General features: G+C 51.7%; 19 protein-coding genes. 5 read left to right on the forward strand and 14 right to left on the reverse strand.

Annotated elements, in window-relative coordinates:
* Positions 1-46 precede the first annotated feature (46 nt).
* The 12 genes from BLQ88_RS08640 to BLQ88_RS08690 form a co-directional block, all read right to left on the reverse strand.
* Positions 47-685 (reverse strand): response regulator, encoded by a 639-nt coding sequence (locus tag BLQ88_RS08640; protein WP_090148470.1) that lies wholly within the window; start codon positions 683-685, stop codon positions 47-49.
* Between the two features lie 3 nt (positions 686-688).
* Positions 689-2,680 (reverse strand): tetratricopeptide repeat-containing sensor histidine kinase, encoded by a 1,992-nt coding sequence (locus tag BLQ88_RS08645; RefSeq protein WP_090148472.1) that lies wholly within the window; start codon positions 2,678-2,680, stop codon positions 689-691.
* Complete coding sequence (locus BLQ88_RS08650) at positions 2,677-4,122, reverse strand: S41 family peptidase (protein ID WP_090148473.1); 1,446 nt, start codon at positions 4,120-4,122, stop codon at positions 2,677-2,679. Before BLQ88_RS08650 ends, BLQ88_RS08645 begins: the two co-directional genes overlap by 4 nt.
* Positions 4,123-4,157: 35 nt before the next feature.
* Positions 4,158-4,916, reverse strand: a complete 759-nt coding sequence (locus BLQ88_RS08655; protein ID WP_090148475.1) for a MotA/TolQ/ExbB proton channel family protein — start codon at positions 4,914-4,916, stop codon at positions 4,158-4,160.
* A 9-nt stretch (positions 4,917-4,925) separates the two neighbouring features.
* Positions 4,926-5,795, reverse strand: coding sequence for a hypothetical protein (locus BLQ88_RS08660; RefSeq protein WP_090148476.1), 870 nt, complete (start codon positions 5,793-5,795; stop codon positions 4,926-4,928).
* A gap of 21 nt (positions 5,796-5,816) precedes the next feature.
* On the reverse strand, positions 5,817-6,086 hold the full coding sequence (locus tag BLQ88_RS08665) for a hypothetical protein (RefSeq protein ID WP_090148478.1): 270 nt from the start codon (positions 6,084-6,086) through the stop codon (positions 5,817-5,819).
* Complete coding sequence (locus BLQ88_RS08670) at positions 6,086-6,814, reverse strand: porin family protein (RefSeq protein WP_090148479.1); 729 nt, start codon at positions 6,812-6,814, stop codon at positions 6,086-6,088. The genes BLQ88_RS08665 and BLQ88_RS08670 overlap by 1 nt, the downstream gene beginning before the upstream one ends.
* Positions 6,815-7,013: 199 nt before the next feature.
* Positions 7,014-9,455 (reverse strand): ABC transporter permease, encoded by a 2,442-nt coding sequence (locus BLQ88_RS08675; RefSeq protein WP_310590145.1) that lies wholly within the window; start codon positions 9,453-9,455, stop codon positions 7,014-7,016.
* A gap of 111 nt (positions 9,456-9,566) precedes the next feature.
* Positions 9,567-10,700: a multinuclear nonheme iron-dependent oxidase gene (locus BLQ88_RS08680; RefSeq protein ID WP_090148480.1), complete on the reverse strand. Its 1,134-nt coding sequence runs from the start codon at positions 10,698-10,700 to the stop codon at positions 9,567-9,569.
* Positions 10,701-10,712: 12 nt separating this feature from the next.
* Complete coding sequence (locus BLQ88_RS36710) at positions 10,713-10,868, reverse strand: chryseobasin-related MNIO class RiPP peptide (RefSeq protein ID WP_176884942.1); 156 nt, start codon at positions 10,866-10,868, stop codon at positions 10,713-10,715.
* 125 nt (positions 10,869-10,993) lie between these two features.
* The gene (locus BLQ88_RS08685) at positions 10,994-11,695 is read right to left on the reverse strand and encodes a class I SAM-dependent methyltransferase (protein ID WP_090148482.1); all 702 of its coding nucleotides are present in this window, start codon (positions 11,693-11,695) and stop codon (positions 10,994-10,996) included.
* A 79-nt stretch (positions 11,696-11,774) separates the two neighbouring features.
* Positions 11,775-12,836 (reverse strand): DUF6625 family protein, encoded by a 1,062-nt coding sequence (locus BLQ88_RS08690; RefSeq protein WP_090148484.1) that lies wholly within the window; start codon positions 12,834-12,836, stop codon positions 11,775-11,777.
* A gap of 388 nt (positions 12,837-13,224) precedes the next feature.
* Here BLQ88_RS08690 and BLQ88_RS08695 point away from each other — a divergent pair, with 388 nt between their 5' ends.
* From BLQ88_RS08695 to BLQ88_RS08710, 4 genes are all read left to right on the forward strand, one after another.
* A complete protein-coding gene (locus BLQ88_RS08695; protein ID WP_090148485.1) occupies positions 13,225-13,689 on the forward strand; it encodes a hypothetical protein in 465 nt (154 codons plus the stop codon).
* A 44-nt stretch (positions 13,690-13,733) separates the two neighbouring features.
* Positions 13,734-14,717 carry a c-type cytochrome gene (locus tag BLQ88_RS08700; protein ID WP_143016818.1) on the forward strand — a complete coding sequence of 328 codons (984 nt, stop codon included), beginning with the start codon at positions 13,734-13,736 and terminating at the stop codon, positions 14,715-14,717.
* A 103-nt stretch (positions 14,718-14,820) separates the two neighbouring features.
* On the forward strand, positions 14,821-15,420 hold the full coding sequence (locus tag BLQ88_RS08705) for a TetR family transcriptional regulator (protein WP_090148488.1): 600 nt from the start codon (positions 14,821-14,823) through the stop codon (positions 15,418-15,420).
* A 61-nt stretch (positions 15,421-15,481) separates the two neighbouring features.
* Positions 15,482-16,021 carry a hypothetical protein gene (locus tag BLQ88_RS08710; RefSeq protein WP_090148490.1) on the forward strand — a complete coding sequence of 180 codons (540 nt, stop codon included), beginning with the start codon at positions 15,482-15,484 and terminating at the stop codon, positions 16,019-16,021.
* On the opposite strand, the gene BLQ88_RS08715 is transcribed toward BLQ88_RS08710, so the two are convergent.
* Entirely contained in the window at positions 16,018-19,203 is a 3,186-nt protein-coding gene (locus BLQ88_RS08715; RefSeq protein ID WP_176884943.1) for a two-component regulator propeller domain-containing protein, read from the reverse strand. The genes BLQ88_RS08710 and BLQ88_RS08715 overlap by 4 nt on opposite strands.
* Before the next feature lie 5 nt (positions 19,204-19,208).
* Complete coding sequence (locus BLQ88_RS08720; RefSeq protein ID WP_090148493.1) at positions 19,209-22,418, reverse strand: ligand-binding sensor domain-containing protein; 3,210 nt, start codon at positions 22,416-22,418, stop codon at positions 19,209-19,211.
* Between the two features lie 234 nt (positions 22,419-22,652).
* Here BLQ88_RS08720 and BLQ88_RS08725 point away from each other — a divergent pair, with 234 nt between their 5' ends.
* Complete coding sequence (locus BLQ88_RS08725; RefSeq protein WP_176884944.1) at positions 22,653-23,282, forward strand: response regulator; 630 nt, start codon at positions 22,653-22,655, stop codon at positions 23,280-23,282.
* Positions 23,283-23,406 lie beyond the last annotated feature (124 nt).

Consider the following 23,406-nt stretch of genomic DNA (forward strand, 5'->3'; position numbering starts at 1 on the left):
GGTGGCTCCTACTATCGTGGGTAACTCATGGTAGGCAAAATATTCTTCAACGCGTCAGCCCAAGCTCCGCGGCCATCCGTACCACGGTAGCGGTATTAGGTACCCCGAATTTCTCTTTCAGGTTCTTCCGATGGCTCTCCACAGTATGGGTACTGATAAATAGCTCGGCGGCAATTTGCTGGGTCGTATAGCCCTGGCCGATCAGTTCCAGGATCTCTTTTTCACGACGGGTGAGGCGGGGTATTTCTTTGGGTTCGGTGCCGGGCGCTTCGTTGAGGGCTTTCTGGGTTTCGGCACAGAGGTATATCTGCCCTTGCATGGCGGCTTGCAATGCAGCTACAATGTCGTCGCCGATGGCGTTTTTGAGCACATAACCACTCGCGCCGCTTTGCAGCATGTTCATGATCACGCTCCGTTCATTGTGGATGCTGAGAGCTACAATGCGGATTTCGGGATGCACTTGCTTTACCTGCTGGCACAAGGTAACGCCGCTGATGTCGGGTAGGTTGATGTCCATCAGCATTACCTGGGGAATGTCGCTGCCGGGCGGGGGATTGTCCAGTGCCGCCAAAGCGGTGGCCGCCTGATCGAATATGCCTGTCACGCGCACGCCGTCGCGGGATTCGAGCAGGTTTTTCAGTCCTTGTAAAACAATAGGGTGGTCGTCGATGATGAAAACGTTCATAGGTCAGATCTCGCATTCCACGGTAACGGAAGTGCCTTTTTGGGGTGATGATTGTAGTTCAAATTTCGCATTCAGGAAATCGGCGCGGGCCTTCACATTCGACAGTCCGGCACCGGCTTTGCCGTTCACGCGGTCGGGGTCGAAGCCACGGCCATCGTCCTCGACGGTGACAAACAGCGTTTCACCGCTTTGCTGGATAATGACCAGGATCTGTGGCGCGGCGGAGTGCTTCACGGCATTGTTCACCAGTTCCTGGATAATGCGGTACAGCAAGATCTGCTTCTCCTTGGGCATCGAATCGCGGTAGTTGAATACCTGACAAACGAGGTTAATGCCCGTTTCGCGCAGATTTTTGCAAAATTCCTTCGTCGCTTCGGCCAGGCCGTAGTTCATCAGTATCTCCGGCATGAGGCTGCGGGCAATGCGGCGCAGCTCATTCACGGCGTCGTCCAGGTGCGAAAGCGTACGCGTGACGCTGGTTTTGAAGCGGTCGTCCTGGACGGACAGTTCTCTCGACAAATCGATTTTAATGCTGCTGAGCAATCCGCCGAGGCCGTCGTGCAGGTCGCGGGCGAGGCGGGTGCGTTCCTGTTCCTGCCCTTCGAGCATGGCCGAGAGCATCGAGATGCGGTAATCCTGTTTGATTTTCTGCATTTCAAGGTCGTGAAGCTGCTTTTGTTGCTGCCATAGGCGCTTGTTGTTCCGGTAAAAAAGCAATACCAATACGGTAACGGCCAACAGGAAAAGGCACACCACGGCCAGTAGCCAGTTGAGCAGCCGGTTGTTTTTAATGGTCAATGCGGCCTTTTCATTATGGGCCTGCAACTGGTAAATGCGCTTCTCCTTCTCCGCCGACTGGAATTTGGCCTCCATCGCGGCAATCTCCGATTTGGTACGCTCCTCAAAAGTACTGTCGGCCAGCTCGGCGTACTTGTTCAGCCATTCGTAGGCAGCCTTGTCGTTGCCGGTTTTAGCCAGCATTTGCGCGTATTCATAGTAGTACAATTTCCGGTTCGCAGCGCGTATCAGCGGTGTTTTCTGATCGATCACGCCGCGGATAATGCCCAATGCTTTGGCATAGTTACCCATGGATTTGTAGGTAAAATAAACCTGTAAAAGCATTCCCTGGTAGTCGTACTCGCGTTTCAGCTCCTTCGCGAGCGTCATGCCTTTATTCAGGCTTTTCAATGCATCATCATACTGCCGCAGGCGCGAATGGTACATGCCTTCCACCATATAATAGTCGAGCTGGTAGGCTGCATTCGGGTGAATGCCGAGGATAATGGCCGCGCTGTCGAGCATGGGTTTTACGGGCGGGTACTCTTTGAGATACACATAATTCTTAGCCCCGAAAATGTAAGCGTCGGCGAGTTCGAGCGATGTTTTGTTCAGTTTTTGTAAAAGGGTAATGGCGGTATTGAAATAGCCTTCCGCGCGTTTGTAATCCAGCTGGTTGGAAAAAATAATGCCCAGGTTATGGTAATTGTTCGCGACGCGCACACTGTCGCCTGCCTTCGTGGCGAGCGGGATCACGTGCTGCAAAATGATTTCCGCATACTTTTTCTCCCGGTCCTGCCGCTGCTCCAATGCCCCGAAGTTATGCCAGGCCCTCGCCCTGTAAACGAGCGCGTCGCGGCCGGGGAATTTGCGGAACAGCTTTTCGGCCGTCAGGTAAGCCTGGCCGCTTTTCGCATAATCGGTATCAAAATAGGCGCTGCCGGTGTAGAACTGGCTTAATGCTTCCTGAAACGAGCCGGGTTTCACGAGCCGGCCGGCTTCCCGAACATACCGCAGCGACACGCTGGTATCCTTATCGCTCCAATAATCGGAGAGCAGAAAAAGGTTGGCCACACGCACCGAATCCGGCAGTTTACGGCCTAGTAGCGTCCGCAAGCTGTCGGAATAGCCGTCTGCGCGCCCTGCCGGGGCCGTGTTTTGGGCACGGCCCGGTAAGGCAAGCAGCATTCCAAGGCTAATAATGATCAGTTTTTTCATAAATCAGGTTTCACTTGAAGCGGCCCGCCCTCCGGCGCCGCTTTGATCATCCGGCCATCGAGCACGGAAGGCGTGTCGCGCAGCGGGGCAGGTACAACGCGCGTGGATTCGCGGGTATGCGCAAGCCGCGCGGGCTGACCGGCGGAGACGCCCATTTCCGCCAATGCGGCGTTCAGCAACGTCTCGTTCTCGTCGCCGAAAGGCAGGAACGGGAACCGGTTGTCGCTCACCGCCACGTCGGGCGCAATGCCGTCCACAGTGCCGTACTCCGATTCGCCGTCGGCATTGGCCGTCTGGCCGAGCATCATGTAAATGCCATAGTCCCAGCGCTTCTTCTCGTCGCCGAACAATGCGCCGAAGAGGTTTTTGCCGGCAGTATGATCACCTACCGTCACCACATCGATATAGGACCTCAACCCATTGACGACGAGCTCGCTGGCAGATGCCGTCCCTTGCGAGGTGAGCACGAAAACGCGGTTCAGCCTGCTCCCGATATTACTGCTTTCCTGCGAAAAACGGTAATTCAAAGCCTCTTCGCCCTTCTCTTTTTTCCAGTACTGAATGTATTTGTCGTTCCATTGCTCGGTGTAAAACAGCTTCTTGCCATCACTCCCCGGTACGATCAGCGAGGCCAATGTGACTGCCGATGACATATAACCACCGCCATTGAGCCGCAAATCGAGTACCAGCTCGTTCACGCCCGCGGCTTTGAAATCCGCGAAAATGCCGCGTAATGCATTGTCGTACTTCTCCTTATCGGCCTCGGTACCGGGCACAAACTGCGTGTACACCACGTAACCGATCGTTTTGCCTTTCTTACGGATCACACCGGCGTGCGCCACCGGGTCCTCCGTGATCTGCGTGCGGGTAAGCGGAACGGTTTTCGGGTCCAGCTGCAAAGATTGGTCCACGATCTTGCCCAACGTCAGCGTAACCGATTCCTGTGCCGCCAGAAATGTGCCGTAGTTCTCCGCAGTAAGCGTTTTTCCATCAATCTTAACAACAATATCCCCGCGTTTCAGCCCCGCATTCGCCGCCGGGCTACCTTTGATAATGTGACTAACAAACAGCGCCACGGTCGTTTTGTTCTCATCAATGTAAGCGGGGACATAGTTAATGCCGTAAGCCTTCACCACGCCGTTGAACTGTTGCTGCAATGCGCCGTAATTGTCGGTAACGAGCGAAAACCGGTCGTACACCTTGCGTTGGTACACGAGCTTTTCAAAGAATGCGTCCGGGTTTTCGGTGGTGTCGAGGGATTGCTTGTCGGGCATCTCGTCGTACCAGAAATAGCCGTCGTACATCATATCGTAAATCCAGCTGTTCACGGAGCCTTTGTCGCCAAGCTTGCCGGTGAGCGTATCCACGTTGTCCGGCTGGCAGGCGGCCATTGTCGCGAGCAGGATGAGCAGTCCTGAAATCTGTTTACTGAATGCTTTCATAATGGTCACAGGATAATGTGAATGGAAATTCAGGTTCAGAGAGGATGGTAAATGCGGCTGATGAGGTTATCGATAATGTAGGATTTGGTCCTTGAATAGAACGTGTCCAGGTCTTCGAGGTAGCGATGGTAGAAGTAGCTGAGAATGAGGCCGAGAAACAATGCGATGAAGGTGGTATCGAACGAAACATTCAGGCACTGCGTGATCAGCGGCATACCTTCCTCGGTTTTGGCCAAATGGAAAAGGCCGATAGAACCTGCCAAATGCAGAATGGTACCGATAAAGCCCAGCGATGCAATCGCATTAATCAGGAACCGCGCGATTTCCAGCTTGCCTTCGAGTTCGGTTTTACTGTTATCGATCTGCGCCGTCAGTACCTGCAACGTCTCGCCGATCGACTGGTTATTCCGGTACTGCGTGCAGGCGCGTTTCACAAAATCGGTCAGGAGAAAACTGAAACCGTGTTTTTCCAGGTCAATTACATTCAATTTAATCTTCGCCACCTCGTCCGGCGACAGTACCAGCTGGTCCTGCACGGGCAGCAGGTTCAGTTTAAAACCTTCGTGCTGCTTTTTGATAAACTTCTGATATTCCAGGATTTCCAGCACCCCGAAAATGAACGCCATGTAAATCACGGCATGCACATAGCCGCCGAACGACCCGCCGAAGGCCTCGAAGAACCGTTTCAGCCCAGGCCCCGACGACATCGACGCGCCCAGAATCAGTACAAACCAGATCATTACCGCCGCTACAAGGCTGATGGCAACGTGATAGAGTCTTTTATTAGTCAGCATAGGAAATGTTTAATTTTTGGTAAACTGAAATGCGCCGTTTTCCGGCATTTGCACCGTGCCTAGGAGTACGCGCGGGGCTTTGAATTGCAGCGTGGCGGCGAATGGTTCGCCTTTTTCCTCGCCCTGGTCGTTGCGCGAGTACACGAGGCCGCGTATGCGTACGGAAGAATTGTTTTTGATGCTTTCTTTAAATAATGCATACACCTTGTATTCGCCAGGCAGGATTTTGTCGAACTGCCGCACGGCCTCCTGGGTCGTGCGCAGGTCGCTGCCGAAGAACTTGGTTTTGGCCTTGCCGCTGTCCCATTGCCCGATGTCGCGGATCTCCCGCGCGCCACCCGAGACGCATTTGTTGCCTTTGCACACGAAAATGTCCACATTATCGCCGATGTCGGCCCAGTTGATTTCGATTGAAACCTTGCAGGGCACTGACGGCGGATCGCCTTCGTACTTGCTCTTTTTGAAATTATCCGGCGGCGCAGGAGGCGTTTCAGCCGGTTTGGTAACTGCTAATGCCGAGTCTTTTCTGGCAGATTCTTTTTTAGAAGACGCCGCTTTCTCAGGCGCGGAGTATGCGACCGGCTGCGGTTCCGGGCAGGTAGGGCAGTCGGGGCACTCGGCGATGCCGGGCATGGGCTTGTAGTCGGTGATGACCACGAGCAATGTATCGCCGGGACGCCTGGCAGCGAGGCTGTCGCTGATGGTCGCGAAAAGCTGCTTGTGCGTGGTATCGATCGATACATTGAGTTGGTTGGACCGCCCCGGCGGCGCGCTGCCTTTCGGCACGGCGATGAACAGGAAGATCACCGCGCCCAGCGCACCGCAGATAACGTCCAGGAACGAGATATTGAATATTTGAGGTTCGCGATTTCTGGCCATAGTCGGATGGTTTTAATGCTTTTAACCTGCCCGCAGGCTGCCGATGACGAACGTGCCGTCGGGCTGCTGGCGGTTTTCGGTTCGCCGGATTTGTACGGGAAAGCGGCATTCGGGGCATTTCGGCAAGTGTGCGCCGATGAGGTTGCCACAGTTGCGGCATTGCTGCTTTTCGGTGCCGGCAGGAGCGTCCGAAGTGCCCGTGACTGTTGAAAAGCTGCCCTGAATGCGGCAATGGGAGCAAACGCGGGCATCAGCCTCGTTGATGGTACCGCAGTTGTTGCAGACTTGCATCAATATTTGTCCCCGAAAATGAAATGGTGTGTATAGGTGACGTTCAGGATCATCGATACATTGGAAATTTTGCCGTCGATGCCCGCGGCCGAGCTGCTGCGCGAATTCACCGCATTGAAACCCAGGTCCCACATCAGGTTGAGGTTCAGCTTTCCCTTTTCGCCCACGGCCATCATCATGCCCGGCCCGAGCATAAAACCCGGCTGGAAACGCTTGTAGCTGTCATTAATGCCGCTCCCGAACTTGATCGTGCCCGATTCGCTGCGCGACCCTACGCCTGCCACTTCCAGCTCCAACCGCGAGTTACCCGATAAGCCGATGTTGAAAGAAGGCCCCGCGGAGGCCGTCAGCCCGAATTTTTCACCGAGAATGCGAAAACGGAAGAGTAGGGGGATCTGGATAAATGAAGTGTTTTCCCTGCCTTTGACATACCCTACATAATTGCCCTCGATGCGGTAGTTGTCGGTCTCGGCTTTCGAGCCTTTCTGAATGAAATTGGCACCCGTCACAATGGCCATCCGGTTGAACTCCATACCAAACACGACGCCGCCGTTGAGCCCCGGCTTGGGTTTGGAACTGGTCCAGCGGTCGGCATAGTCGGACGTGAAGCCGTACATCGACAGGTTGCCGCCACCGCCGCCGCCTATGAAAAAGGAACTGTTCTGCGCCTGCGCGGGAAGTACCGCAGCGGCTGCAAGCAAGAGGATCAGGATGGTCAGTTTTTTCATTGCTGTGTTTTTAAATGATGGTTTAGCATTTCAAAAGCGGGCAGGCCCGGGACCACTGACAGCAAAATTTCTTGGAGGATTTGAGTAAGACAAAGGTCACCCAACGCCCGAAAACAAACCATCCCTGAAAACAGCCATTTTTTACTGTGGCGGTTTTCAGGGATGGTCGGAAATTGACTTCTAATTACTGGCTCGAAACTTATTCATTCGCGAGCGCATCCACGGGATTGCCGGACGCCACCTTAAATGTACGTGTTGTGATGATGAGGCTGCCGAGGAATAGCAGCAATCCGAAACAAAGCCCGAGCGTTTCGAAACCGATCGAGACGTGGTAGGCGAAACTGGCCAGGAATGCATACCCGGCCACGTAGCCCAGCGGGAGTGCAATCGCGGCAGCTATGGCCAGCAGTTTGACAAAATCGCGGGATAGCAGCCAGATAATCTGGGCGATTTTCGCGCCGAGCACTTTTCGGATACCCACCTCCTTCACCCGCGTTTGCGTGTTATAGGTTACCATGCCCAGCAGCCCCAGGCAGGCGATGGAAAAGGAAATGCCGAGCAGCAAAGCCATGAAATGAAGGTCGTCCGCGTGTGAGTGGTGTTCATACAGGAAATCATCATACCATTGCCCTTCGAATGGCTCATAGGGGCTTAGCTTGGCCCAAATTCCCTTTATCGATGCTTCCACATTTGCGTTGGTACCGCTCGCTACGGCAGCTTGCAGGTACCTTACCCCCGATATTTGGGGCCTTAAAATCAGGGGTTTGATCTCCCATACAAAACTGGTGAAGCGAAAATCTTTCACCACACCGGCGATCTGTACCTCGGTGCTGTCTTGGAGCCAAACCGATTTGCCGACTGCCGAACGGCTATCCCCCAGATTCAGCTTTCTCACCGCCTCTTCATTCACGATCACAAGGTTTGCCGTGCCGGCGGTATTCAGCAGCTCTTTTCCGGCTACCAATGATAACCCAAGTGTTTTGACGAAGTCCGGGGCGACATCAAATTGAAATGCGACAACCGGATTGGAATCGTTCTGGCCGCTTTTTACTTGCATGGTAGGTCCGTGGTGACCAAACGGCTGGACGATTCCCGAAACGTGTTCGACGCCCGCCAGCTTGTCGATCTCGTTGGCAAGCCGCTCAAAGGGAACGCCGTTCAGCGGGATGTTGATCACGTTTTTACTTTGAAAGCCGTAGTCGGCCGTGGCCATGTAATGCTGCTGCCGCATCATCGTCACCAATGCTACCATCGCGATCAGTGAAATGCTGAACTGGGCGACGATCAGCGCTTTGCGGAACGAAATGCCGCGAATGATTTTCAGGCCGGTGCGGCTGCGCAGCACTTCGGCCGGCTGAAAACCGGACAGTACCCGTGCAGGGACCAACCCGGCCAGCAGCCCCACGAGAATGCTGAACGCGATAAAAACGCTCCACAGCTTCCAGTCCCACGCAACCCCGGCGATCAGCCATTGCTGTACAAACTGCATGGGCCTTACCATTTCCAGCATGACGAAAGCCAGCGCCAGCGCCAGCAGCGAAAGCAGCACCGACTCGGCCATAAACTGGCCTACGAGCTGCCAGCGCAATGCCCCGGAAGTTTTGCGGATGCCGATCTCCCGCGCACGGCTCATCGAGCGCGCGAGGGTCAGGTTGATGTAATTGAATGCGGCCATCAGTAAAGTCACCAAGCCGACGCCCATCTCTGCCGACAAACCGCTGGTTTGCGGCTCGTAGGTGCCATTCATCAATTCTTCCGTCGATGGCGATATGCCGGAAAGCGGCTGGGCGCGGAAGGAGTAGTCTTTGATGCCGTCACCCCGTAGATTGGTTTTCGCGGTTCGCGACAGCTCAGGCAGGACGTGTTCGAGTTGCGCGGCCGCAGTACCCGGTTTCAGCAAGGCGTAGGTGTAGCCGGTCGAAAACTCATTCCAGTCCTTATCTGCATCAAACCTGGCCATGATGTCTTCCGAAACGGAGATCAATATCTCAAACCGCAAATGCGACCGCGATTCGACATTAGCCAGCACGCCGGTGATGATGGAATGGCCGATCCCGTCCTGGTCCAGGACCTGCCCAATCGGGTTTTTCCTCCCAAAAAGTTTTTCGGCTGTTTTCTGGCTGACCATGGCCGTACCGGGTCGCGTGGCTGCATTGCCCGCTACGATGCGGTACCCAAACAGCTGGTAGAAAGAAGGGTCCACCGCGAAGGTGAGGAAATTCATCTTTTTTGTATTGGCCGAAACCTCCCCGTAAGTACGCACCACACGCGCGGTGTTTTCGACAAAACTGTACGTTTTCAGGGTCGCAGCGAGTGGCAATGGGGAGCTGGCGAATGCGGTCCGGTCGTTTTCTTTTGTGGTAACGTCTGTCAGGACCCGGTAGATCTGGTTTCGTTTCGGGTGGAAATTGTCGTAATCGAACGCTCCTTTGATATGGGCGATGGCCAGCAGGCAAATCATCAGTCCGGAAGCCAGGCCAAAGACATTGATGATGGAAAAAAGGCGGTGTTTCCAGATATTCCGCACCGCTATCTTGGCGTAGTTTCTTAGCATGGAGATAGGTTTAGTGCTGATGACAAAAAAGTCGTTCCGCGTGGCGACATGCCGGGATTTGATCGTTCCGCGTTCGTTACCGGACATCGGGCGTTCTTTTACGGACGCTCCGCACAATCTGCCGCCCAGCGCGCAAGTAATTGCAGATCGCCTATCGGTAAGTCGAAATACGTTTTATACGTTTTCATACTATTAGGTTTAAACAAACCCATCCTTCCACTTCTGGGCAATGGATATGGCCGTTTCAAGCATATACGGTGCCCATTTCTCTACCTCCCAGGCGGTGTTACGCAAGTCGGAGGACTGCAACATGGCCGTGGCTTCGGATACGCTTCCGGCGGTTTCCAGAATGCGCGATAACTGAACTTGCTGCTTGTGTAAATCGGGATCTTCCAGTGGAACAGGCGGAGCAAGGCCGGGTAATGGTGCAAATGGATAGACTGCCGCCTGCGGGTAGCCGTGCGCGAGCGATTTGATAATGTAGTCCATGCGAAGAAAATCCGCCTGGAATGCAGCTTGACTGGAAGGCGTGTCGAGCGCTGTACCTAGTTGTTCCAGCACGACAAATTTCAAATAAGGGCATTCCGGAATGGCCTTGCCCAGAAATTCGAAGACTGCTTCCGGGACGGATTCGTCGTGTGTATCCCGCCGCACAGATTTGCCTGGAATAGCCTCGGTTTGCTGCCAGCTGCCGCCTGAAATGTGTATTTCCCGGACTTTGTTCAGCGGGTATAGCTTTATGATGTCGTCAAAAGCGATGTCAAAGTTATGAACCTGGCAGTAAACGTTGTGCAGGTCGAGAATGATGAACCCGTTGACGGTTTCCACGAGCTGGTCCAGAAACTCGCCGTGTTTTTTCACTTCGTCGACCGAATATGAAAAAGCGAGGTTTTCCAGCCCTACCGGGCATTGGCATGCGTCCTGAATCCTTCGCAGGCGGTCCTGCCCCAGCGCGAGCGTACGTGCGGTACGCGGAATGCCGATGGGCGCGCCCTTGTGAAAGTCCTCCCCGGTCATGAAACCGAAATGCTCGGTAATGTGGTCAAAACGGAATTCCGCGGACAGCCTTTTTAGCTTGTCGAGCCATTGCTGTTGCGCGGGCGACCATTTGCCTGAAAACAAAGAGAAGTAGACGCCGTGACCGATCAGGCGATTGTGGTTGCTGAATTCGCTGACGAGATCTGTAAACCAGGCCGGGATTTCATCGAACTTAAAAAGCGTATCGAACGACCATTCGATGGCCTCTATCTTTTCCTGCTCAAACAGGGGTAGGGAGGCTTGCAAAATATGGGCGTCCAGGTTGCAGGCAACCGATGCGTAGATTTCAGACATGATTTGGCGAGATCACCCCATTCCGCAAGCCGGGCAGTTGTCCAGCGTTTTGGTTTTGCTCGTCTTTTCGCCATTGGGGCCGACAGCATTATCGGTGCAGGCGGTGGTAAGGGCAGCCACGGTAACCGCAACGGCAACGGCCTGCAATACTGATTTTGAGATTTTCATGTCGCAATTCGTTAAGGTGAATAGAATATACAACAATGACGTAATCTAAATGCATTTGGTTGTAACCACATTTAAATTACGTCATTAGCCGGGCGATCAGCTGATCGCCTTAACTTTTCTCAGTACTATTCAATATTATGATGGCTTCCGTTCAAATGAACGGCGACACTGCCTATGGTCTTGAAATCATAACCGAACTGGGCTTTCCAGCGTGCGATAACTTCCCGCTCGCCCGGCCGGAGTGCGTCGTCGAGGAATATCGAATGGCGCTCCTGCAACAAGTCCTGGAAGTGTGCCAATGCGCCATGGCGGGCCTGTTTGGTGCCGGGCAGGTAGGCGATCGGCCCATCCACCACGAGGCAATCGATAGTCCCAATCGCGGGTTTCAGGTTGGCAATCGTAGTTTCGTCGTACCAGTGCGATCCGCTTTTTGAGAGCGGTATGTAGTGTAATTTACACCTTTCGGTCAGGCCTTCATCGATCAGGTACTGATTGATCAGCGAAGCCCAGCCTTCGTCGGCGTCGATACTGTGGAAGCTGGCTTCGATGCCATTCATTTCCAGTAGTTTGGCAATCACGACCGTCGATATGCCGGAGCCGATTTCGACGATGTTCTTCCGCGAATTCACTATGATATCGCAAATCACCATGTTCAAACTTGCCGGATCGAGGGCAAATGTGCTGTAAGGGTAATAGCGTGTGAGCGAGCTGAAAATTTTGTCGAGCCGCTGCATTGCCAGGATATTTTTATGCAGAAGTGGATCAACGCCCGACAGTTTTGAAAATAGGAAACTTGATTTGTTGAGTAGAGATTTTCTAGTAAGCATACAGTATGAATTGTGCGAATTTATTTCTGGAAAAGAGCTCAAAACCCTGGCTTAATGCCGCGCCGGAACGCGTTACGCATTAACTGATCAACCCCGCTTCCTGACTGACAACCTCCCAGGTACCTTGCTCGCGCTTGGTAATTGTAATGTCGGGTGTAGATGCCCACAATTTGGATATATATCGCTTGTAGGTCAAATAAATAAATAGTTTTCCTTTGAAAAATGTGTCGCGGAATCTTTTCATAATAATACGGTTCCACATCTTTTTAAAGCGCTTATCGAACCGGACTTTCAATTGAGAATCTGTAACGAAGTCGGCCAAACTTATTTCCTTCGTTTTACTATATAATCCGTTTGGAGTGATTACGAAATCGCCGGTCACATTGTCAAGAATATCTATCGCGCGCTTTTGAAGATGGACATACATAAATTCGTCGCGCAGTATACGTCCCTCGTTTAGGAAATAGCGGTACGTTACGCCATTCTCCCAGGTAAATACCTGTGAAGCATAATTATCGGTTTTCAGGCCTACCACTTCGAATTCGAATTTCTCGAAGTTGAGGTCGGCGATCCACGCCTGATTGTAATAGCATCTCAGGCCCTCGTTGAGCGCTACATACGGCATAATGCGCTCTACCGTGCCCTGGCACATCGGCCAGTTGAGTACCGTCTCGATATCGGAATAAGCGAAACATTTTTCGTAGAGCTTCACGCCCGCTTCGTTGTTGCGGATCGCCGTAAGGTGTCCCCAGCGCTGGATAACGTCGTAGCTGTCAAGTACTTCGGGAGTCAGGTAATTCGAGATTTTCCCGAAAAACATATCCATATCGCAATAGCCCCAGAAATCGTAATCGACCAGGTATTCGCTGAAAATAGCGCCGTATAATCCCTTGTAGTCACAAAGTTTGTAGGGGCGGGTGATTCTTATATTCAGGCCGAGCTTTTCATTGATAAGCTGGCTGAGCGCATCCATGTCTTTGAAGTACTGATACGTTACATTGTCTGCGAGATCGGTGGGAAGCTCTTTATTATCTCCTACGATAAGCCAATTGAATTCTGGGTTCGCTTTACAGGTTTTGAGCCAAAGGTCGAAATTCGACGGTAGCTTACCGAAGTAAGGTATTATAAATGCAACTTTCATAGTGAGTAGTATTAACAAAAAGGGTTAAGCACTGAATGACCTATACCAAGCAAATTAATGTTTATGGATTGTTTTAGCAGGACAATAAAATAACGGGTAGGGGAAGGCCAAATGCATCAGAAATGAATTCTGCATCTAAATTATAGAAATTATTGATTCGGAAAAACAATTATTTCAAGTGATAGTACTGGTTATAGTCCGATAACCAGGGTTATATCCATCGTTTTGCGCAATGCTTTGTAACCGCCAATCGGGAGTTATTTGCTTACGCATGTCCGGTGGCGCATTGGCCGGTATGGGTCCGGCCCTCGGTCAGATGTGTCAATAAACAAAAAACATACTAATTAGTATGTTTTTTGTTTAGCTTTGCGGGGTAACCTACATTTCCATGCATCAAACACTTCTGATCCTGCACTCAATCAACAGATGGCTCGTCCTGGTAAGCCTCTTGTATGCCATCCGCACGGCTTGGGCCGGGCTACGATCCGGCAGGCCGTTTTCCGGTACCGACAACACGGTCAGGCACGTCACCGCCACCATTTCGCACATCCAGCTGCTGCTCGGCCTTTCGCTTTACATGATTAGCCCGGTGGTAAAATTCAATGTCGCGGAGGAGGCCGGTGCCGGAATTGTGAGCGAGCACACGTTTTTCCGGCTGATCCACATTGCATTGATGGTGGTAGCCGTGGTACTGATCACGATCGGCTCGGCCAGGGCGAAGCGCGCTGCCACGGACCCACAAAAGTTCAGGACAATGCTTGTCTGGTTTGCGATTGCATTGCTGATTATCCTCGCGGCCATTCCCTGGCCTTTCTCGCCGCTGGCTAACCGGCCGTATTTCAGATCATTTTAAATTCCCGCCCGGGGCTTTGTACATTGAAAAGCTTATCCTCGTATATGCGTAAGCCAGCGGTTTTGCTATGGTTGGTAACGGCCGGAATGTTGCCGGCCTGTAACAACGACCCGCAGGAGATCAGCAACAACATTCCCTTCAAAAGCAAACTGTCCGAATATGCGCTGTTTGAAGGTGAGCCGAGCGGGCTCAGGCCAGCAGGCAACGTGGTGGAGGTGCATATCGGCTCTTCGTTGTTTACCGACTATGCCGAAAAGCAACGGCTCCTGAAAATTCCGCGCAGTACCAGGCTTCTGATTGCCGGGAATGGACTACCCGTATTTCCCGAGGGGGCGCTCATCGCGAAGACATTTTATTATTCCAAATCTGCAAATGGCGGCAGACAGATCATCGAGACCCGTTTGCTGCACTATTCCGGAGGTAAATGGAACCTGGCCACCTATCGCTGGAATGCCGCGCAAACCGACGCGGAATTGCTTACAAACGGAGCCGCTGTACCGGTTGATTTCGAAGATTTGTCTGGGAAACGCCGGCATTTGACCTACCGGATTCCCTCGCAAAAAGACTGCGGGACCTGCCACCGGTCCGGTGATCGCCTCGTTCCGCTCGGCCCAAGTGCGCGCAACCTGAATATCGATGTGCAGGTAGAAGGAAAACGCATCAACCAGCTGACCTACCTGATCAACAGAGGCGTGATCGCGCATTCGGACGTTTCGAAAATCGCATCACTTCCGGATTATAAGGATGCGTCGCACGCGTTGGCGCCCCGCGCACGGGCCTATCTGGAAATGAATTGCGCCCATTGCCACAATGAAACAGGTACGGCTGCCAACACATCGCTGAACCTGAGCTACACGACGCCATTCGACAAAACCGGCATCGCCTATAATAAGGAGAATATCGTGATCCGCATGAGCACGATGGGCGAGTACCACATGCCGAAAATCGGCACCACAACGCCCGATGACGAAGGCGTGCGTTTGATCAAAGATTACATTAAAAGCCTCGGTAGTGCTCATCGGCCATAACCGATAACACCGGCTCCCGTGAGAAATACGGAGATGAACTGCGCATAAACGGCCCCGGCGTATATTTGCAATGTATTACTTAAAAAAAAGATTGGCGAGGCAGATGAAAAAGGCGGAGGCGACCAGACTGACGATTCTGGAAAAAGCATTTGAACTGATCTATGCGAAAGGTTATCAGACCACCAGCATCGATGACATCATTGCCACTACCCAGGTGACCAAGGGCGCTTTTTATTACCATTTCAAAAATAAAGACGAAATGGGCATTGCGATTATCAATGAGCTTTTGAAACCGACGCTTACCGGCAGTTTCATAGGCCCATTGCAAGCCGCCGGCGACCCTTTGACAGGTATCTATCAATTAATGTATAACCTGCTGATCGAAAACGAGTTCCTTAAAGTCGAATACGGCTGTCCCGCTTCCAATCTCACCCACGAAATGACTTCCTGGAATGCGGATTTCAACCAGGCACTGAACGAACTGACCCAACAATGGATCGAAACGATGGTCGATCTGCTGGAAGCGGGAAAATCGAACGGTATTGTCCGTAACGACGTCAATGCGAGGCAGGTGACGATGTTTGTCATGTCGGGTTACTGGGGTATCCGTAACTTCGGCAAGCTCGGGAGGAGCAAAGACGTTTATTTGCCTTATCTGGAAGAATTGAAAAGTTACCTGGAAACTTTGCGCGCTTCGAGGTAAATGTAACTGAAAGTATAATTATTGACACACTCCAACCGTTACAAGGCAAACCCCTTGATACGTGTTCCCAAAATACCTTTTAGTACTCCTCTTTTGTGTCCAGGTTGCCGCCGCGCAGCCCTACTACACCCGCGTGCGGGGAGCGTTTGGTGCGGATGCATTTGGCATTGCCCCGCGCGGCGCCGTTACGGCCGAAGCTGCATTCGGTTATCTCAAAAAGTCATTCTGGACTTTGCAGGCAGGGATTGGCGCGATCACGAGGTCGGATTTTCGCAGCCCTACCTTTTCCGGTGCATTGACGCATTGCTTTATTTTGAACCCATACAAACGCAAATCCTGCATTCCGCAGCCGGGTAACTATCTCGTCGAGAGTTATTTCGAAGCGGGTCTGGGCGGTTTTATGGTTGATCGCTACGACAGTGCGGTGCTTTTCGGATCCAATAAACAGCGGCTGCTGACGCCGTCGGGCATAGCGGGACTTCGGTTTAATCTGGTCTCCCGGAAGTGGATTTACATGCTCAAATTACGTTTCACCCCGCCCTTGCTATCCAATGTGCTTGCCTCCCATGCGGGTATAGGCGTAGGCGTGGGCTGGCGTTAGGAAAACCTGATCACAAACCTGGTTCCGGGGGGCGCAGTCCCGGGGCGCGCAGTCCCGGGGCGTGTAGTCCCGTGGCGCGAATGCACCCTTACCTGTAATTTCAACAATTCGGACAGCTCCTTCACGATCACCAGGCCAATGCCGTGCGTACCTTGCCCGCCACCGGGCGACTCGGGGTAGGAGGTACCCTCGTTGAACCAGTTCTCCACCGGCCCAGGCAGCCCGGTACCCGTATCCGACACCGATAATGTAACCATACCGTCTTCCTGACCGGCATCCACCGTAATAGTCCCGCCCGTATTGAACTTGTTGGCATTGTCGATCAGGTTGTGCAGGATCACTTTCAATAGCTGCTGGTTCGATTTTACGACGAGCGATTCGGGAACATGGTTGGCAAAGACATTCTGCCGATGGGTAAAGCCGTCTTTGAAAATGGCGGCGACGTCGTCGATCAGCCTGTGCACGGCAATTTCCTCAAAGGCGACAGGGCCGCCCGAAACCTGCGATTTTACGTACGAGAGGATATTGTCTAAAAGCATCAGTATCCTCTCGGACGAGGCGCTCACGCTCTCACCAATGTTTTCCGCCAGGCCGAAATTTCCTTTCCGGATCAGCGAGGGTATTTGCGAAGAGGTAAATTGTATGGACCGGAGCGGGCTCCGAATATCGTGGCTGATCGATCCGATCAAATGCATTTGGAGTTTTATTTGCTTGATCAGCTCCTGTTCCGAAGCTTCCAGGGCTGTGAGCGTCTCTTGCAGATTCTGGGTTTTTTCGGATACCCGCGATTCAAGGATTTTGTTCTGCCGGTCTGCTTTTTTGAGACGTTTTTTGAAATACATCCCAAAACCCACTGCCGCAAGGAGCAATACCATCACCCTGAAAGGCCAGGTCTCGTACCATTTATAAGGAATAATCACCGTGAGCGTCGTCAGCCTTTCCGCTTTGCGCCCATAGCCCGCGTTTTTACGGATTTTCAAGGTATATGTGCCCGATTCCAGGTTGTTGAGATGGATGGATTGCTGCTCATTTTCAACGGGAAACCACACTTGCCCCGTTTCGGACCGCCTGTCGCTCGAAACGGAATAATATATAAGCTGGTTCTCCCGGTTGCCGAGGTAAGGTGATGAAATAAACACTTTCAGGTCGGTGGCGGTGACGGGCAGCCTTATTTGCGTATTTGCAAATGGTATATTTTGAGAATTGCTTTCAATGCGGTCGATGATGATCCTGGAATCCGGGATGTCGACGGGCATCAGTTCCGGTTTGAAAAACACCATCCCGTCCAGCGAAGGGAAAGACACATAGCCATTCGCCAAACGGACCGCGCACGGCTGGCAGCCGCCGTTGAATTCATCAATGCGAAAGCCGTCGCGTTTGATGTAGCGGTGATAATAGAGCCGCGTGCTGTCTCGGTGAACGGTGTAATCGAGCAGATCCTCGCGAAGGACGCGGAACAGCCCGTGGTCTGTGGGCATCCAGAAAAAGCCTTTTTTATCCAGTACCAGGCAATGCCCGGCCTTCATGTACTGGTTTTTATCGAGTGGAAACTGCGTCAGTTTTCCGTTTTTGTACAAACATAGGCCGTCGTCACGCGTGGCAAACCAAAGCTCTCCTTGAATGGGTATATAAAGATTTTTGACATAAATCTTCTCCGTGTGGGGGATCACGGAAAAGCTCTTCCGACTAAGATTTACCTTGAACAATCCCGTATCCGCTCCGACCCAAAGGGTATCCCGCCCATCTTGCAGCATGAACGTAATGCGGAGGATTTTCTTCGTAAAAGTACGAACCGGCATACCTGGCTCGGCAGGGTCGATGTAGCGCAGCCCCGCAAAACGGGTACCCAGCCATACCCGCCCGGTCCGGTCTTCATATATGTGCGAGAGGTTTTCACCCACATTCCATGTATTTTTCAGCGTGTTGCCTCGTGGATCGAAGCGGTAAAGCATATCGTGCTTGATACACCAAATGTTGCCCGAGCGGTCAATAAGCATGCTGCGCTTGTTCACGGCAGATTCCACCAGCGGCTGGGGAAGCTTATATGCTACCGTTTGCCCTGTCCCGCTTTTCCCCAACACCTCGAAAGACGGTGTGATCACGGTGCTGTCCGACAATGCGTCATGCGCATAATAAACGTTTGCTTGTGCCTCATTGCTGCCGATCGTCAGGGTTTCGAATACATGAAAATCGAAAATAAAAAGGCCATTACTGAGCGTACCCAGGAAGAGCCTTCTGTTTTTCGAATCGTAGAATACCGAGGCGACATTGTTTTTTTGAAAGTCGAAATCGTCGAGCAAAACCTGTGTACGGATGTCTCCGGCAGCCTTTTGCGTGAGCATGAAAAGTTTCTTATCCTGATAGGCGAAAGCATGTTCGAAAAGATGATACGAATATATCTGGTACGGTTTCGACAGATCGAGCTTTGGGTCGGCATGCCGGATGGGCGTTAACCTCGCTCCCTTGGTTGTTACGGTCGCATTCGGGGCTGCGAGAAGCGTTATACTACCAGCCCGATCGTCGTTGTATAAACTGCTCCCGATCCTGAAAATACCCCTGGGCCATTGTATCGAGGTAGTATAGGTTTTCTGTTTTTTCCAATTGGCGTAGTACCCGATGCTTCCGTCTTTCCGCCAGATAAAAAAGTTGCCGCTGGAACCCGGAGCGGAGAAAACGTAATGCGAGGGGAACCATCTTTTTTTGAAGGCATCCTCCTGATCGGGTGAAGACCAGTTCGTCGTGAGCCGATCGGTATAGCCTTTTGAAAAGAACAAACCGAAGAAGCCTTCCCTGACCCTGAATAGCTCCCGGATGCGTTTCACCGCCGTTGGAACCTCCCTTACCGCTATGCCGGCATCGATTTTCACGTAATCGAAGTCGTCGGTAGTCGCATATAGCCCGTCGGCATCGGTCAGGAAATCCACGAATGTATTGTTTTGCAGGCCCAGCTCAGCTTTGTTAAAGGTGCGGAACGATTGCCCGTCAAACCGAACGAGCCCGTTATAAGTCGTCAGCCATATAAACCCGTCGCGGTCCTGCGCGATAGCTGCCACCGAATTCTGGGGCAAACCGTTTTCGCTCGTGTAATGCCGTAGGGTATATTTGGGCACCTGCGCGATGCCTTGCCATGCGGCTGCCAATAGTATCGATATCTGTAATAAAATAGGTAGAATCAATCTCATAGGCTTCATTCTTTCCAAAACTCGATTGAAAACGCGGCTCCCGGCACAGATGCGGCCGCGATGCTTAAATTGATGAGTTCGGCCAGCTCCCGGACGATCACTAACCCGATCCCATTCACGGCCGATCCCCGGTCAAGTGACTCCAGATACGTTTCATCTCCCTGATTAAACCAATTCTGTACACCATCGGGCAAGCCGGGGCCGGTGTCGGACACGAGCAGTGTGATCCGGTCGCCTTGCTCGGTTGCGCTTACGGTCACCTGCCCTTCAGGGGTGTATTTGTTTGCATTGTCGACCAGGTTATGCAGGATGATTTTCAGTAACTGCCTGTTGGATCTTATCATGACCGTTGCAGGAACCCGGTTCATAAATTTATTCTGATGAGCGACGAATGCTTCATCAAAAATAACCGCGACTTCATCTACCAGATTGCGGGCGGAAAATGTGTCGTACGCCACCGAGTTGCCGGATACCTGCGATTTTACATAGGAAAGCATATTTTCCAGCAATTGAAGGATTTTTTTGGAAGAATCGTTGACACTCGTGCCGACCGTTTCTGCAAGTGTGTAATTGCCATCGTGAATAAGGTTCGGCAACCGTGAGGAAGCAAATTCGATGGAGCGCAACGGACTTCGGATATCATGGCTTATGGACGCGATCAGGTGCATTTGGAGGCGGGTCTGTCGTAAAAGTTCCTGTTCCGATCCCTTCAATACGCTCAATGTATCCTGCAAGTTGCGTGTCTTTTCCGACACGCGCGATTCCAGGATGCGGTTCATCCGGTCGGCTTTTTTCAGGCGTGTTTTGAAATAAAAATAGATGGCCACCAGTACGAGCGTCACGACGATCAATTTGAATGGCCAGGTTTCGTACCACGCATATGGAATGACGATTGTTAGCGAGGTCAACTGTTCCGATTTGGGGCCGAACCCTGTGTTTTTGCGGATTTTTAGAATATAGGTGCCCGATTCAAGATTATTGAGGTGAATGGACTGCTGGTCATTTTCGATAGGATACCAAATTGGCGTGGCATTTGCTTTTCTGTCGCTCGACACGGAGTAATAGAGCTGCTGATTTTCCCGGTTGCCCAGATACGGCGAGGAAACGTATACATGCATATCACTGACGTCCGAAAGCTCTAATTTAGGTCCATTTACCGGTATTTCCCGTGAATCGACCTCTATCCGGTCGATGAAGATCTGTGAATCAGGCAAATCCAATGGGGTTAGTTCCGGTTGGAAGAATACCAACCCGTGGATCGAAGGCAACGACACATAACCGTTTCCCAGACTTACCGCACAAGGTTCGCAGGTTCCGTTGAATTCGTCTATGTAGAACCCGTTCCGCTTTGAAAAGCGGTGATAATACAAGCGGGTACTGTCCCGGTGATCCGTAAATTCGAGGGCTTCACGACGAGAGAAGCGAAATAGCCCGTGATTAGTCGTTACCCATAAAAATCCATTCTTATCGCTGAGAAAACAATGTGAGTTGGAGAGGATCTTCTTTTTGTCCAATGGTAACCGAGTGAGCCGGTTGCCTTGGAGTAAAAAGAGCCCATGAGCGTAGGTGTTGAGCCAGAGTTCTCCTGCCTTGAAGAGGAACAGGCTTTTGACGCGAAAGTTACCCGTTTTTGGAACAAGGGAAAACGTCTTTCTAGTGTGGCTGATTTTGAACAAACCCGCGCCGGTAGCGACCCAGACAATGTCCGCTCCGTCTTCCAGAATAAATATAATATCCTTAATTTTTGGTGTGAAGGCGTGAACCGGTGTTCCCTTTTCCCGGGGATCAATATAAAGGAGCCCATTTTGATAAGTTCCTATCCAGATTCGTCCGGTTCCGTCTTCATAAATTTGAAAACCGTCTTTGCCGATCGTCCATTTGCCTTTCAATTGTTTACTTTGGCCATCATACCGGTAAAGCACGTTTATATTCCGGTACCAAATATCTCCTGTACGGCTGATCAGCACGGTGTTTACGTTCGGGGATGCTCCCCTAACCAGTTGCGGGAGCGCGTAAGCAATCGTTTGCCCGCTTGCCTTCTTTCCCAGGACCTGGAAAGACGGAGTAAGAACCGTGCTGTCGGAATATGCGATGTGTGAGTAAAAAATATTCGATTGAGGGTTTTGGTCATCGACCGTCAGTGTTTCAAACGCATGCAGGTCGAGGATAAAAAGCCCGTTATTGAGCGTGCCCATGAAGAGTCTTCTGTTACTTTCGTCGAAGAATATTGAAATGACGTGGGTTTGTTGGAAATCGAAATATTGGAGTAACAGATCGGTTTGAATGTTTCCCGCGGCATCGTGTGACAGAAGGTAGAGTTGCAGGCCCTGACGAATGAATGATTGTCCTGTCAAGTCGTGTGAATAAATCTCATAAGGTTTGGCGAGATCGGGCAGGGCATGATTTGATCGTCGCGGTGTAAGCTTTATTTTTCCCGGCTTTTCGAGGCTCCGCGAGCCGGTGGCCAGCAGCTCGATATGCCCGCGACGATCATCGATATAAAGGTTTCGACCCAGCCTGAAAATCCCGAAAGGAGAAAGTACGCCAGTTCTATACGTCTTTTGCTTTTTCCAGTTTTCGTAAAGATCGATTTCCCCACCTTTTCGCCATAAATAGAAACTTCCTTTTTTTTCCGGGAACACGAACAGGTAATGCGTTACGGGGTGCTTTCCGGCATAGGGGTCAGGTAAGCCAAACGAATAAGCCCAGCCGCTTGTTCCGTCTTTCACCCTGGGCATGGCGGGAAAGCGGGATTCCAGCAGATTGCTGTCGCGTACGGCCTTGCCTCCCGAAATCTTAATGTGGTCTAAAAGGGCATTCAAAGCGTAGAGTTGGCCTTTCCGCCCTTCGAGGTCCGGGGTGAACGATATAATCTGATTGCTGTGTAAACCCGATTGTTCTTTGTTGTAAGTCAGGAACGACTGACCATCGAACCTTGCCAGGCCCATTTCGGTCGCAAGCCATATAAAGCCGTCCTGGTCTTGGGCAATAGACTTTACCGAATTTTGAGGCAAACCATTTTCATCGGTAAAATGCCGAATGCTGTAATTGACCGTTCTAGTGGCGGTCTGCGCCGCCCCCGGCGCTCCTAAAATTTGTAATAAAACACAGATGTACCATCCCACCCATTTTCCTGATCGGGCGGCAAAGCCCCGGTCCATTCCGCTTTCTTGTATCTGATCCTTCACCGATAGTGTACTTGTGATAGTAGGCATGCTGTACTCCGGGGCAAAGTAAAAGAAATCGTGCTTTTGCTATCAATAAAAGAAACACATGTAATCGTAAATACCTGCTCCGAAACCATAGAAATCATTCTATACTTTATTTACGATCAGCGGGTTGTAACAAAAACCATTTCGCCCTACTTTTACCGGCATCACCGGCTTATCTCTTTACTCCTTTACGTCACGTCCCGAACGCGGCATTGACCGGCCATGGGCCCTACCATCATGAACATCCTCATCATCGACGACCAAACGTTGCTGCGCACCGGCATGCAGCTTTTCCTGGAAACCATCTCGACCGAATACCAGCTTTTCGAAGCACCCGATCTGAAAATCGCCCGGGGCATTCTTAAAGAACACGACGACATCGATATGGTCATCACCGAGGTGAAAGTCGATGGCTTGGTTTCGGCTGAGATCATACGGTTGCTCAAATCCGTCAGGCCGGGCATTTCCATCTTATTCTACTCCGGCATGTCGGAACGCCTCTTTGCATTGCCGGCATTGCGGGCAGGTGCCAGCGGGTTTGTCATGAAACGCGCCAAACCGGCCGATCTCGCGAAGGCCATCGCCGTGGTAGGCTCCGGTGGCAAATACATGAGCGTGGAGTTGCAGGCATCGCTGATCACCATGATGGACGCAGGCCCCCAGAAAGACGGCCTGGAATCGATGGAACGGCTCTCGCACCGCGAGCGGGCGATTATGACGCACGTCGTGCAAGGGAAAACGACGAAGGAAATCGCTTACCTCTTCAACCTCAAATGCAATACAGTGAGTACCTATAAGAAGCGCATTTACAGAAAGATGAATGTCGCAGATACCTTCGAATTGTCCAAAAAGGCAATCAGTTTCTAGGCTTGCAGCGCGAGATGATAGAAATGTTTCTATGCCTTACTTTCATGAGGTAGAATGCAATGCGAAATATTTCTAACTAGTTTTGACACGCAATGTCAAAGCATTATGCAGGGTGGATTTTCAC

The organism is Dyadobacter soli, assembly GCF_900101885.1.
In the GTDB taxonomy this organism is placed as follows: Bacteria; Bacteroidota; Bacteroidia; order Cytophagales; family Spirosomataceae; genus Dyadobacter; species Dyadobacter soli.

Coding starts and splice junctions, on each gene's coding strand:
- BLQ88_RS08720 (WP_090148493.1), bottom strand. CDS start 22,418: ATGCCTACTATCACAAGTACACTATCGGTGAAGGATCAGATACAAGAA.
- BLQ88_RS08685 (WP_090148482.1), bottom strand. CDS start 11,695: ATGCTTACTAGAAAATCTCTACTCAACAAATCAAGTTTCCTATTTTCA.
- BLQ88_RS08700 (WP_143016818.1), top strand. CDS start 13,734: ATGCGTAAGCCAGCGGTTTTGCTATGGTTGGTAACGGCCGGAATGTTG.
- BLQ88_RS08650 (WP_090148473.1), bottom strand. CDS start 4,122: ATGAAAGCATTCAGTAAACAGATTTCAGGACTGCTCATCCTGCTCGCG.
- BLQ88_RS08660 (WP_090148476.1), bottom strand. CDS start 5,795: ATGGCCAGAAATCGCGAACCTCAAATATTCAATATCTCGTTCCTGGAC.
- BLQ88_RS36710 (WP_176884942.1), bottom strand. CDS start 10,868: ATGAAAATCTCAAAATCAGTATTGCAGGCCGTTGCCGTTGCGGTTACC.
- BLQ88_RS08675 (WP_310590145.1), bottom strand. CDS start 9,455: ATGTCCGGTAACGAACGCGGAACGATCAAATCCCGGCATGTCGCCACG.
- BLQ88_RS08690 (WP_090148484.1), bottom strand. CDS start 12,836: ATGAAAGTTGCATTTATAATACCTTACTTCGGTAAGCTACCGTCGAAT.
- BLQ88_RS08645 (WP_090148472.1), bottom strand. CDS start 2,680: ATGAAAAAACTGATCATTATTAGCCTTGGAATGCTGCTTGCCTTACCG.
- BLQ88_RS08640 (WP_090148470.1), bottom strand. CDS start 685: ATGAACGTTTTCATCATCGACGACCACCCTATTGTTTTACAAGGACTG.
- BLQ88_RS08715 (WP_176884943.1), bottom strand. CDS start 19,203: ATGAGATTGATTCTACCTATTTTATTACAGATATCGATACTATTGGCA.
- BLQ88_RS08725 (WP_176884944.1), top strand. CDS start 22,653: ATGAACATCCTCATCATCGACGACCAAACGTTGCTGCGCACCGGCATG.
- BLQ88_RS08695 (WP_090148485.1), top strand. CDS start 13,225: ATGCATCAAACACTTCTGATCCTGCACTCAATCAACAGATGGCTCGTC.
- BLQ88_RS08655 (WP_090148475.1), bottom strand. CDS start 4,916: ATGCTGACTAATAAAAGACTCTATCACGTTGCCATCAGCCTTGTAGCG.
- BLQ88_RS08670 (WP_090148479.1), bottom strand. CDS start 6,814: ATGAAAAAACTGACCATCCTGATCCTCTTGCTTGCAGCCGCTGCGGTA.
- BLQ88_RS08665 (WP_090148478.1), bottom strand. CDS start 6,086: ATGCAAGTCTGCAACAACTGCGGTACCATCAACGAGGCTGATGCCCGC.
- BLQ88_RS08680 (WP_090148480.1), bottom strand. CDS start 10,700: ATGTCTGAAATCTACGCATCGGTTGCCTGCAACCTGGACGCCCATATT.
- BLQ88_RS08705 (WP_090148488.1), top strand. CDS start 14,821: ATGAAAAAGGCGGAGGCGACCAGACTGACGATTCTGGAAAAAGCATTT.